Source organism: Bacillus sp. 7705b, from assembly GCF_002289525.1.
GTDB classification, from domain to species: domain Bacteria; phylum Bacillota; class Bacilli; order Bacillales; family Bacillaceae; genus Bacillus; species Bacillus halotolerans.
Window position 1 is genome coordinate 89,021 of record NZ_NSDH01000045.1, and the last position, 12,491, is coordinate 101,511.

12 protein-coding genes are annotated in these 12,491 nt (G+C 46.4%); 1 reads left to right on the top strand and 11 read right to left on the bottom strand.

The annotated features are described in order from the left end of the window. Positions 1–51 precede the first annotated feature (51 nt). The 11 genes from niaP to CJU60_RS17605 form a co-directional block, all read right to left on the bottom strand. Positions 52–1,254: a niacin permease NiaP gene (niaP, locus tag CJU60_RS17555; RefSeq protein WP_024120131.1), complete on the bottom strand. Its 1,203-nt coding sequence runs from the start codon at positions 1,252–1,254 to the stop codon at positions 52–54. Between the two features lie 121 nt (positions 1,255–1,375). Further along, complete coding sequence (locus tag CJU60_RS17560; protein WP_010332934.1) at positions 1,376–2,467, bottom strand: toxic anion resistance protein; 1,092 nt, start codon at positions 2,465–2,467, stop codon at positions 1,376–1,378. 15 nt (positions 2,468–2,482) lie between these two features. Then, positions 2,483–4,096 (bottom strand): YceG family protein, encoded by a 1,614-nt coding sequence (locus tag CJU60_RS17565; RefSeq protein WP_095714469.1) that lies wholly within the window; start codon positions 4,094–4,096, stop codon positions 2,483–2,485. A 31-nt stretch (positions 4,097–4,127) separates the two neighbouring features. Then, on the bottom strand, positions 4,128–4,928 hold the full coding sequence (locus tag CJU60_RS17570; protein ID WP_024120129.1) for an HAD family hydrolase: 801 nt from the start codon (positions 4,926–4,928) through the stop codon (positions 4,128–4,130). Continuing rightward, positions 4,925–6,034, bottom strand: coding sequence for a cysteine protease StiP family protein (locus CJU60_RS17575; protein WP_095714470.1), 1,110 nt, complete (start codon positions 6,032–6,034; stop codon positions 4,925–4,927). The genes CJU60_RS17570 and CJU60_RS17575 overlap by 4 nt, the downstream gene beginning before the upstream one ends. Before the next feature lie 6 nt (positions 6,035–6,040). Beyond that, a complete protein-coding gene (locus CJU60_RS17580) occupies positions 6,041–7,351 on the bottom strand; it encodes a phosphoribosyltransferase family protein (protein ID WP_095714508.1) in 1,311 nt (436 codons plus the stop codon). Then, the gene (locus tag CJU60_RS17585; RefSeq protein WP_095714471.1) at positions 7,341–8,501 is read right to left on the bottom strand and encodes an HpcH/HpaI aldolase/citrate lyase family protein; all 1,161 of its coding nucleotides are present in this window, start codon (positions 8,499–8,501) and stop codon (positions 7,341–7,343) included. The genes CJU60_RS17580 and CJU60_RS17585 overlap by 11 nt, the downstream gene beginning before the upstream one ends. Positions 8,502–8,563: 62 nt before the next feature. Next, entirely contained in the window at positions 8,564–9,337 is a 774-nt protein-coding gene (locus CJU60_RS17590) for a TerC family protein (protein WP_024120125.1), read from the bottom strand. A gap of 51 nt (positions 9,338–9,388) precedes the next feature. Next, positions 9,389–9,967 carry a TerD family protein gene (locus tag CJU60_RS17595; RefSeq protein ID WP_010332927.1) on the bottom strand — a complete coding sequence of 193 codons (579 nt, stop codon included), beginning with the start codon at positions 9,965–9,967 and terminating at the stop codon, positions 9,389–9,391. A 35-nt stretch (positions 9,968–10,002) separates the two neighbouring features. Continuing rightward, positions 10,003–10,584: a TerD family protein gene (locus CJU60_RS17600; protein ID WP_010332926.1), complete on the bottom strand. Its 582-nt coding sequence runs from the start codon at positions 10,582–10,584 to the stop codon at positions 10,003–10,005. A 22-nt stretch (positions 10,585–10,606) separates the two neighbouring features. Beyond that, positions 10,607–11,206: a TerD family protein gene (locus CJU60_RS17605; RefSeq protein WP_010332925.1), complete on the bottom strand. Its 600-nt coding sequence runs from the start codon at positions 11,204–11,206 to the stop codon at positions 10,607–10,609. A gap of 287 nt (positions 11,207–11,493) precedes the next feature. On the opposite strand from CJU60_RS17605, the gene CJU60_RS17610 reads away from it, so the two are divergent. Beyond that, positions 11,494–12,489, top strand: coding sequence for an LLM class flavin-dependent oxidoreductase (locus CJU60_RS17610; RefSeq protein ID WP_095714472.1), 996 nt, complete (start codon positions 11,494–11,496; stop codon positions 12,487–12,489). The last annotated feature ends 2 nt before the right edge of the window (positions 12,490–12,491 follow it).

The following is a 12,491-nucleotide window of genomic DNA, read 5'->3' on the forward strand; positions in this document are numbered from 1 at the left end:
GCTGTCGAGATTTTCTCGACAGCCTGAGCACCTCATGATGAGGTGCTTTTGTTATTCAAGCTCAGTTTGTTTCGTTTCTTTTCCCATAATCAAAATACACGCGACCGCCAGTAAAATGGCAATGCAAAAGATTGTAAAAATCACTGAAAACGAAATATGGCGGGCGGCGAGTGTTCCGACGAGCAGCGGGCCGAAAATGCCGCCGATTCTTCCAAACGCCGCTGTGGTTCCTGAACCTGTCGCGCGAATCGATGTTGGATATTGCTCCGGTGTATAGGCATACAGCACGCCCCACGCACCAAGATTAAAGAAGGACAACAGCATTCCAGCCGTCAGCAGCAGACCTAAGGAATCTGCCGTTCCGAAGAAATACGCGCTTCCCGCTGTTCCGATCAAATAAATGACCAGTATCCATTTCCGGCCCGCCTTTTCGATCAGCCACGCAGCCGAAAAATAGCCCGGAAGCTGAGCAAGCGTCATCAGCAGAACATATTCAAAGCTTTGAATCATGCTGAACCCTTTTAACAGCATCACACTCGGCAGCCATAAAAACATCCCATAATAAGAAAAGACAACGCAGAACCAGACGATCGACAGCATTACCGTCGGCCGTACATACTGTTTCGCCCAAACGCTTTTCACGTTCTCCCACACCGATTTCTTTTTCATAGAAAGCGATTCGTACTTTGGCGAATCAGGCAATCCTGTCCGCAAGTACAGCGCATAAAATGCCGACAGTGCGGTTAAAAGCAAAGCCGCCTGCCAGCCGAAGCTTGGAATAACAAAATAGGAAATAAGCGCCGCTGCCAGCCAGCCCACAGCCCAAAAGCTTTCGAGAAGCACAATGACCCGGCCCCGTTTTTCAGGCACAACCGCTTCCGAAACAAGCGTTGAAGCGACAGGCAGTTCGCCTCCAAGCCCCATCCCAATTACAAAACGCAGAATGAGAAATGCCGATAAGCTTGTGACGAAAGCTGATATACCGCTTCCGATTGAAAAGCATAAAAGAGTAATGATAAATACTTTTTTGCGGCCGATTCGATCAGCCAGCAATCCAAACAAAAACGCACCCACAGCCATGCCGATGGAATTTACGCTTCCGATCCATTTCATTTCTTCAGGCGAAAGATTCCACTCCACGTGGAGCGCGGCGATAATAAACGATAATATTCCGACATCCATTGCATCAAACAGCCACCCTAAACCGGCGACACCCAGCAGCTTACGCTGGGATATAGGCTGTTGTTTTCCCATAGCCAACACCTCTGATATGCAAAATGATTACCGTTTAAGTTTACACCTGTCTTTACACATTGTCATTACCTAATTGATGCCAATCAAAAACCCCGCTTATGATTCACAAGCGGGGGTCTTTTTATTGCTGTAATGCTGCTTTTTTAATATTATCCTGCAGCTGGGCAATTCGTCTTGCGCCCTCTTCCCGAAGGCGTTTGTTTTCTTCTTCGATTTGTTTTGTTTCCTGCATGCCGCTGACAATCGTGTTCCAGGAGGATTCGATCGTTTCTATATCAATGCTTGGTCTGCCGGCCATTCTGGCAATTTCAACACTCTGGTTCGAGATGTTCTCCGCATTGCGTTTCAGCATCTCATTTGTCCGGCGGTCAAGCTCGCTCATAGAGTCAGCCACAAGCTTTTGGCGTTTCACCGTAACAGCCTGAATAATGCCGTTTTTGAAAATCGGAATGGTGATGATAAAAGCGGAGTTAATTTTCCCGATCAGCTTAGCGTTACCGCGTTGGAGCAGTCGGATCTGCGGTGCGGTTTGAAGCGCCACCATTCGCGCCATATCAAGATCATACACGCGTTCCTCAAGCGCCTGAATGCCGTTGCGCAGCGTATCGAGCTGCATTTGCGCAAGCTGGTTTCCGCTTGCCGCTTTTTCTTCATATGAAGGTAGGATTGACTGCATCTCTTCCAGCTTCATTTGACCGGCAACAACGTATTTTTCAAGCTCCATGTAGTAGTTGATATTGTTTTCATACATTTCATCGAGTGTGTAGTTTGTTTTTGTCATCTCATCTTTATATTTGGAAATCTCAACGTTGATTTTTTCAATTTCTCCGCCGAGCGTCTGGTACTTTTTAAAGATTTTCTCAATCATGCTGCCGCCGCGTTTGAAGATTTTGGCCATCAGTCCCTTGGGCTCGTCAAAATCATTTTTGTCAAAGCGGTCCATGATTTTTCCAAGCTGAGTCAGCATTGTGCCTGAGTCTGTCACGCTTGTTGTTTTCATCATTCCCAAGATGCGGTCAGAGAACTTGGAAATTTCAACAGCCGGCTCCTTTCCATACTCCAGCAGCTCCATTTGGTTTTTCACGTCAATTTGCTGGGCGAGGCGCTGCACCTCTGGTTCCTGGCGGAGCTGCAGGCGGATATCGTCTGCCTTTTGCTGAGAAATTTCTTCGTTTTTATCGAGAACAAGCGGATTTTGATTTTCTGTTGTCATGCTTTTCTTCTCTCCTTACTTTTGGGTAATCGTTCTGAACAGCCTTTTCACGAGCGAAGGCTCTTTATAGTCCTGCTGAAACACCATGTCGTCCAGCCAGTGGATATCATACTGATCCTCTTCAATATAATGCTCAATGTCTTGATGTCCGGGAGGATTATAAATGACGATATCAATGCCGATTTCATTTAAAAACAGCAGGGCTGCGGCGTCTGATCGTGTGAGCTCACCGTTCATTTCCGTATGATACAGCACCAGTTTCGGAACAGTCTGCGCATAGTCGAACATTTGAATCAATTTCAGCAGGTTAGCGGGAAGGTTTGTTGTTTGTTTAAACAAGTAGATCTGAACATCCTTGACCTGTTCCTGATGCAATGCCTTCAGCCGCGGGTGTCTGCACATTCTCGAGATCGTTTTGGCGATCGCGGTCTGAATGCCTGCCGGAAGCTGTTTGTACTGCCACACATTGCTTGCGATCAGCTTGTCCGGATCGATGTTTCCTTCATGATCAAGCGCGTGGCTGTAATGAAATTGATAGTTTGATTTGATTTCTTCTGTTAACGGAAAGCTTCGAACCATTTCCGTTTCTGGATAATCCGCCATTGTATGAAGTCTGTTCCAATATTCTTTATTGTCCTTCGACACACCCATAATTTTGGCAAACACATTCGGAATATCGATCGAATGTTTATCGGCTTTGAAATTCGGGCGAATAAACGCACGTTCTTTCGCAATTAAAAACAGTTCATCATAGGTCGTTTTCAGCGTCACGGAAACCGGTGTGTGGTCTCTGAACTGCCAAGGCTTGTACAGCATGGATTCCTCGTGATTCAGCACATGCTCAATTTCCTTTGTCGATCGATACGCCACCGTTGATTTACGGTCAGGTTTTTCTTTCGGGAATGGCTGAAGATCTGAAACATCCGGAAGCTTTTCCGTGAAGCTTAGCTCCTGCTTAGGGTCAACGAGCGTCAGCTGATCGGTTCCCGCCGGATGGAACAATAGAACATCACAGCCGACAAGCATCAAATAATATAAGAAATACAGCTGGCTTTTCGTCGCGTCTCCATACCAGACCACCTTCGGCATCTCCCGCTCTATATCGGCTTTTTCCAGCCAAGGATTCAGGTGGTTCAAGGAAAACTTTGAAACATCAAGAAGCACTCTGCGAAAATCAGGATGATTCAGCCCCTGCTCATGATTTTCGGCAAAGGTATGTAAAAGCGTCATCAGTGCTTTTCTTAAATGGCGGTGCAGCAATGAATTGGAATGCTTCGCAATCAGCTGTTCCCCGTCCAGAAAGGCGACAAAGCGGCTGACCGAAAGGCCTTTTTCCTTCTGGTTGATGGAATGAATATGCTGAAGCGCCTGAAAGGTTTCGGGTGCAATTGTTTTATCAAGTGTTTCGCTCAGGACATAAATATGATCGTTTACAGAAAGTTCATACAGCTCGTTAAAGTAGTCGGTCTCATCAATGGGCGTGCCCAGTATTTGCCCGGCAAGCCTCGAAAAAGCAAGACCTTGTTCATTCTCATAGTGATCCCGCTCCGGCAATGGCTGAAACAGCATGCTTTTCCAATCACCATCGGCCGGAACAGCTTTATGAATGATTAGCTCTTCTTGTCTCATCATATCCTCCTTTCTGGTTTGTTTGTGTACATTACACGTGTTTTAATTTGGATATTTGCGATAAAACTGACGCTGTGATTTCTTCACCCGCCAGCATGCCGCTTGCAATCGTTTTGCGTAGTTCCGGATCGTGACTCAATACCTCGCCGTGCGCGGGTGCGATGCCAAAATCGGCTTCCCGGATCAGTTCAAGATCAAGCAGCGAGTCTCCAGCCGTATAGATTTCATCAAGAGAGAGCCTGGATTTCAGGTATTCAACTGCTTTCCACTTATTAAGCGGATTGGGAATAAAGTAAAGCTTCCGCCCCTGCAGAGATACTTGCCAGCCCTTATCGGCGCCCCACTCTTTCACAGCGGATATATCGATATACGGTATTTTTTCCTCATGTAAAATGAGATACACGAAATAGTGATGGGCGATTCGGGTTCTTTTTACCGCCTCTGATAAAGAGAGACCTGCGATTTCCCTCAGCATGGCCTCGATCGGCAGACACGACGCCAGCTCCTCTTTCATCAGCTCGTCCCACTCTTTCAGAGGCTCGCCGTCTTTTAAGATGCACCCGCCATTTGTTGTCACCGCATATTCCGGCACAATGTCCTGCTGGAAACATCCGATTCTCTTATACTGTTCGTTTGTACGCGTGGTGACGGGGATAAAATAGTGATCCTTCTGAATCTGATTTAAGTGCTCTTTTACGGCTGAGGAAATATAGGAAAGCTCCCGCCCATTTAATGTTTCAATCAGCTCAATCCCGGCTTCCTTATCGGGCGTGCCGATCATGTGCCTTGAATAAATTAATGTTCTGTCTAAATCGCTGGCAAACGCGTTCATAGGCTTTTCTCCGCCGGACGAATCAGCCCGCAGCAGCTGTAAGACATGTTCTCGTATTCTTCTACAGGCACTCCCCGATCCTTTGCCAGTAAAAGAATATGTTTCAGCGTTTCTTCAGCGCCAGGCTGAATCAGTATTTTCCAAGGCACTCTGCGAAGAAGCACACGGGTCGTTTCTCCGACACCAGGTTTAATCAGGTTCGTATTGCTGATGCCAAATTGCATTCGGATCGTCTCAATGGAAGCCAAGCCGTCCCAAGCCGGTTTCATACGTACGCGCTGCAAGCCAATCGCCAGACGTTCTGCTTCTTTAAAAATAGACGGAAATTGCTCGGCTATCGTTTCAATATAGAATACAGAAACATCCTCTTCGCTCAGCTCACGGTAATATTTCGCCCCGTGAAAATCATCCGGCCCGATCCATTTTTCATTTAAGACCGTGCGGCTGACAAGACCCGAGACCGTAGAGTTCAAGCAGGCACTCGGAATCAGAAAATCCTCCTTCGTTCCGTAGATGTCCGCGCAATCACCCGGATCGGCAAGCACCGCAATTTCTGAGGAAAGTCTCGTATTCCAGCGCTGGTTAAACTGTTCGATGGATCGATTCAGTTCTTTAGTAATAGCGCCTTTGCCTGTCCAGCCGTCGATAAAGGCGATTTTTCCGTCTGGATGATGCTTCAGCATATACTGCAAGGCGTTTTCATCAATTCCCCTGTCCCGAATAATCGATATGCTGTAGTGCGGAACTGAGACGTGATACTTCATCTTGATGTACCGTTTGATCAATACACCGATCGGCGTGCCCGCCCTTGCCAGACTGCACAAAACCATATGCTCACCGTGTTTGGCGAAAAGCTGCTCCGCTACAGCTCCGGCCGCTAACGCAACCTTCTGTTTACTATCTTCAAGCGAGGCATAAAACAGTTTCATATATTCATCTGTCGGCTTATATTCGATCGGCAGCATCTCTGAGTAATGGGTGCCGCTTTGGATCGAGCGTTCCCGTTCTTCCGTGCTTTTTTCAATCGAAACAGCGGACAAATCTTTTAATAGAAAGGTGACATCCTCCTTCGGATAGCTCCCAATCTGGTCAATTATCTCAGTCAATTCAGATCACGCCTTTCCTGAAAGGGTTACAATGTGGATATGCGGCACTTCTTTTTCTTTGAATATATGAAAAATTGGCTGTAACGCCTCATCCGAAACGGTCTTTTCAAGACAGAAAAAGACCTCGTCATACGCTCCGGCGGGGAGGTTATAGATAAAATGGCGAACCGCCTCATCTTCGGGATTCATAAATGAATAACCGTTTTGCACAGCATAGCCCGCTTTGACAACAGGGTGAATCGGGCTGCGGGTAGTAGAGTGATAGGAAATGGAGCCCTGAAGATGCGCTGCGATTTTCATAGGAATGTACATCAGCTCTCCCGTTCCAAGCACAAGCGTTCTTCTCCCCTTCCGATACTGTTCCACATGCTGCGCAGCTAGGCGGCAGGCCTCGTGAACCGCCTGCCTGTCACTCGCCTTTAAGCCAAACCGCCCTGTTTCCTTCACATAAAAATGCTCGTCTGCGAATATGGCCGGCTGATAGGGTAAGGATGCAAAGAAGCCGGACAAGTCGATGTCTGTTCTGTGTATTGCTGATTCCTGCGGCTTCGGTCTGTAATCATAGGAGGACTCTGACAAAAGCTCTCCTTTAAAGGAAATGCGCCCAGACAGTAAAGCTGTTGTTGATATGGTAACCCCTAATTCCCGTTCCGCTTCAGCATAAGCTTGTTTGTGCTCCTCAGTGCGCCAATCCAATAAAGACAAAACAGCGTATTCTTTGCGGGGGAACTTCGATTGTATATCCCGAATGATATGCAGTGCGGTTTTTCCTGTTGTGATTTCATCATCCACGAGAATCACCGGGCAATCGTTGTTGATCATATGAGGTTCCGCATAGCATAGCTGGTCGGTCGCATGGGAGTGCTCCTCGACAAAGGTAATGGAAGGCTCGTTGTTCCGTATCAGTTCACGTGTTGTATGGACATACGACGCATTCTCAATGCAGTCATAAACCGCGTGTCCAAGGGCTGTCGCCGTTTCCGCAAACCCGATCACAAGCGGCGCTTCCTCTAGTGCAATACGCTGCTTTTGCAACGTTCGATAAGCAGCCCGAAGCCCGCTGTCCGTTCCTGAAAGAAACCCGTTCAGAATGTCGGCCTTCTCCTTCAGCTCACGGCCCGTTTTTCGTTCAGCGTACTCCAAAGCAAGCAGCCCTGACGCCAAAAGCGGCTTCAGCGGATGAACTGGAATATGCTTTCCCAGCACTTTGCTGACAAATAAAAAACCCCTTTTTTTGTTTACACGCGCCGCCATTTCAAATAAGACTTGCTCCGGAATAGAAAGCGGATTGTCAGTGACCGACAGATCAACCGCCATATTGTCCAATATTTGAAGTGTTTTGCTGTTCGTTGAGCAAATCGGAGAAAGATCGGTTTTCATGATACACCCCATAGATTTCTGATTTTATTATGATGTTCTCAGCCCATTTCATATGGGGCTTCATCTCATTCATTTTGTTGGAAAAATGGCTTTTCATCACACCGATTGAACCGTTTCCGTGATGAATAATGCTTAACGCATCCATATAGTCTTCCTTTGATACAACATACAGGCTGTTTACCGCTTTAAGCTGAGACGGGTGAATGACTGTTTTTCCGTGAATCCCGTTAGCGATATCAAGCTCTGTTTCCTTCACCAAACCTTTGACTTGCTCATTCAGCTCAGAAGGCTGGTGCGCTGACAGAAGGTGAGGCTTTTGCGCTGTCTGGAAATATTCCCAGACCGGTCCAGAAACGACAAACGTCCGGCCGAAATAATTGATGACATCCGCCATAAAATCGGAAATCAGGCGAATATCATAGATGGTTTGCCCCGGCTTTCTCCGGATGCCGTATAACCCGCACAAATCAGTCGCACCGATTCGCACATTTAAAATCAAGTCCTGATATTGATGCAGAACCGCACTCAGCTCTCCGAAAGCCTCCGGCCGCGTCTCTTTAGAAAGCAAATCGGGCGTTTCTAAAATCGGCATTCCATAAATCGGCGCTCTCATATCGCGAGAAATGTTTTCCAGCGTTTCCGCATAGTCACGGGCGTTCACTCCCGAACATTTCGGAAACACAAAACCGGTTAACAAATGAAGAAAGCGCTTCAAGCGGCCCGCCAGCTCCTGCAGCTGCTTCGGAGAACGCACCCTTACAAACATGAGCGGAAGATTATCCGGTTCTATTTTGTTTTGCTGAATCGCCTGTTCTATGCGCTCAAGCTGAATATTGAGATTATGTTCAGCCTGCTCGACTTCATGATCCCCAATCGCATCCTCTAAGCAGAAAACAACGGACGTTAGATCCTCGTACTTTTGTTCAGTAATCATAGCGGCTATGTCGTGGCGGGTTGCAGGCATATATAATAGGGCTCCCAGCGCTTGTTCAAGCCATTTTTTAGGCGCCTCTTTCGTGACCTGTTTCGGCACTTGATAAAATACATGCTCTTCTTGACGCGCTGATAAATAGTGGAAATACCGCAAACCAGTCACCCTCTTTTCTGTAACAAAAAAGGAAGGACATGAAACTCCCTCCTTGTTTTGTTTTATTCTTCTTTTGACGCAGCTGTTTGTTCGCGCACCTGCTTTTGTTTGTTGATATAGTGAATGATAAATGTTACCGCAAATGCAGCGATAATGATAATGAAGAATACAGAATGCGGCATTTCATAATGGAAAGCGCTCCCTGCCATTTTCAGCGCGATAATTCCGATTAACACGAATGCTGTGTTTTCAAGCTCAGGGATTTTATCGATCAGCACAAGGAATACTTTTGCGACTGTACGCATCATTAAAATACCCAGCATACCGCCGATCAAAAGAACCCATACTTTTTCAGACACCGCAAACGCGGCCAAGATGCTGTCCACAGAAAAGGCAAGGTCCATCAGCTCAACTGAAATAACAGTTGCCCAGAAGATACCGAATGTACGGACCATCCAAGAGTTTTTCTTAATACCGTCTGCTTCCTCTTCTTTTTCGCCGATCCAGAAGTGCTTAATGACGAGCCAAGCCAGGTAAAGTGCGCCAAGCACTTTGATCCACCAGAATTTAATGAGAAGCATACCGAGTCCGATGAATATAAATCGGAAAATGTACGCTCCGAATAAACCATACGTTAACGCTTTTTTACGCTGTTTTTCCGGAAGATGTTTTACCATAACCGCAAGAACTAACGCGTTATCGGCCGATAAAAGGCCTTCCAGTACAACAAGGGAACCGATCAGACCCCAAGAAACCGGATCAGTCAGAACTTCCCCCCACATTTTCCAATCGAAAAATGAAGCATACGTAGACATGATGTGATGTAAAAATTCCAAGTTTTTTCCTCCTATTAATTGAAAACGGTGACTGCTTTATTTGTCACTCGCTTACACCTGCAAACCGTAGTTCCGGCATAATGAAGCAAGGCCGCCGGAAAAACCGCTGCCGATCGCATTGAACTTCCACTCGTTTCCGTGTCTGTACAGCTCACATACGACAACGGCTGTTTCAATGGAGAAATCTTCTCCCAAATCGAAGCGAAGAAGCTCATTTTGAGTCTCTTCATCTGCAACGCGTACAAACGCGTTTGACACTTGTCCAAAGTTTTGGCTGCGTGCTTCCGCGTCATGAATTGTAACTGTGATGCCGATTTTCTCAATGTGAGCAGGGATTTTTGAAAAATCAACGATGATCTGCTCATCATCTCCGTCGCCTTCACCGGTGCGGTTGTCACCCGTATGGATGACACCGCCGCTCGGATGCTCAAGGTTATTATAGAAGACGAAATCGAGATCATTCACACAGTTATCATGCGCATCCACTAAAAAGGCTGAAGCATCCAGGTCAAAATCGTGTCCGCCTGAGTACTTATTTGTATCCCAGCCTAAACCGATCACCGCTTTTGTGAGTCCCGGATTTGTTTTCGTTAAGTCAACACGCTGTCCTTTTGCTAATTGAATGGCCATACTGCCTCTCTCCTTTCTGCTCTTCGTAATATGTCTTAACCGACTTGCAAGCCGTAGTCTGTTGCGATGCGGGCAAGACCGCCTTGGTAGCCTGAGCCGATAGCAGAGAATTTCCATTCGCCGTTGTGTCTGTAAAGCTCTCCAGCGATAATTGCCGTTTCAATAGAGAAATCTTCCGCAAGATCGTAACGAATAAGCTCTTCATTTGTTTCTTCATTGACAATGCGTACAAACGCGTTTGACACTTGTCCAAAGTTTTGGCTGCGCGCTTCCGCTTCGTGAATCGTGATAACAAATGAGATTTTGTCGATATTCGCAGGTACGGCGCTGAGATTGACTTTTACATTCTCGTCATCACCCTCGCCAAGACCTGTCAGGTTATCGCCTGAATGAACAACTGAACCGTTTCCGCCTTCAAGCTGGTTATAGAAAATAAAATCATTTTGACTTGCGCATTTTCCAGACGCATCTAAAAGAAATACACTTGAGTCAAGGTCAAAGTCATGTCCGCCGTCATACTTATTCGTATCCCAGCCTAAACCGACAACAACCTTTGAAAGACCCGGATTTGTTTTTGTTAAATCTACTTTTTGTCCTTTTGCCAATGAAATTGCCATGTTTCATCCACTCCTTTTTCTTTTATACGTACCGGTTGACAATATCTTCTAATCTCGTATCGTTTGTGCCTTCGCCGACCGCCGCGAATTTCCACTCGCCGTCCTGGCGGTAGATTTCAGCCGTAATTAGGCTTGTTCTGCCGGCATAATTGTCTTTCAAATTGTATTTGAGCATTTCTTCATGATTTGATTGATCAACAACACGGATAAAAGCATTTTGAATCATGCCGAAATCCTGTTTTCTTCTCACGCAATCATAAATATTCACAACAAATACAAGCTTATTAATGTTGGCAGGCACTTTCGCCAAATCAATTAAAATCTGCTCATCATCGCCCGCTCCGTCGCCTGTCAGGTTGTCACCTGTGTGCTTGACACTGCCGCAGCGGCTTTTCAGGTTTCCAAAATAAATGACATTTTTCTTATCAGTGAATTTGCCGTTTTCCAGCATCAGCACTGATGCGTCACAGTCAATATTTGGTCCGCCTCCGCCGAGCAGCTTTCCAAAAAAGCCGCCGCCTGATGAAACCGGGTCCCAGCCGAGACCGACCATCAATTTTGACAGACCCGCTTTTCCTTTTGTTAAATCAATTCGCTGACCTTTTTCTAAAGAAATTGCCACACGATTCACTCCTAATCATCGAAATGTGAATATAGTCACATTTATTTTTACGTACAAACGTAACTTGAGTATGCCGTAAATTATTAATATATACGTTTTTTATTATATCAAAGTTTCGTAAAAGTTAAGAATAATTGACGAAAATCCTCGAAAAAAATCTCCCATATTTGATATATGTTTTGCAAATCATATGAATGGCGGATCTTAAACAAACCATTTGACGTGAGCGAGTCATTTTGCCTATTCTTGTATCACATTCTAAAAAGCAACGGAAAGGAAGCGGCCTTTTGATTCATTTAAGCATACTTGATCAGGCACCTGTTTCTAAAGGAGAAAGCCCCGTGACAACCCTTCAGCATTCGGTCGAGCTGGCCGGACGAAGTGAAGAATGGGGCTATAAGCGTTATTGGTTTGCCGAACACCACAGCACGAAAGGACTGGCAAGCACGGCACCGGAAATTATGATCGCCCGCATCGCGGCTCACACAAACAAGATTCGTGTCGGGTCTGGCGGTGTGCTTCTGCCTCAGTACAGCCCGTTTAAGGTGGCCGAGACCTTTCGCCAGCTTGAGGCCTTGTATCCGAACCGGATTGACCTTGGCCTCGGGCGTTCGCCGGGCGGAACGACGAAAACCCGGCTCGCACTAACCGACGGCATCAAAAAAAGCTTAACCGATTTTAACAGACAGCTTCAGGATGTCTCTTATTTTCTGACCGATTCGCTTCCCGCCGGGCATCCGTATGCCGGGATCAAAGCGGCTCCTCTTATTGACACAGCACCGGAGCTTTGGGTGCTTGGATTAGGGGAGAACAGCGCAAGGCGAGCGGCCCATCAGGGAATCGGATATGTGTTTGGGCATTTTATCAACCCTGAACGAGGGGAAAGCGCGTTTCGTATCTATCGTGAAAACTTTCAGCCATCAGCCCATTTCACATCTCCGGCCGCACTGTTTACGATCTTTGTCATTTGCGCAAAAACAGATGAAGAGGCAGAGGAGCTCGCGTTAAGCCAGGATTTGTGGCTTCTTCGCGTCGGGAAAGGCTTGGACAGCAGAGTGCCAAGCATTGAGGAAGCGAAAGCATACCACTATACTGAATCAGACAAAAACCAAATACGAGAAAACAGAAAGCGCATGGTCATCGGTTCTCCAAGCACTGTAAAACAGCAGCTTCTAGAGCTGGCGGACCGCTATGAAACAAATGAAATCATGGTTCTTTGCAATGTGTTTGATTTTGAGGCGAAAAAAGAATCGTATGAACGTCTTGCCGGGTTATTTCTATAAAA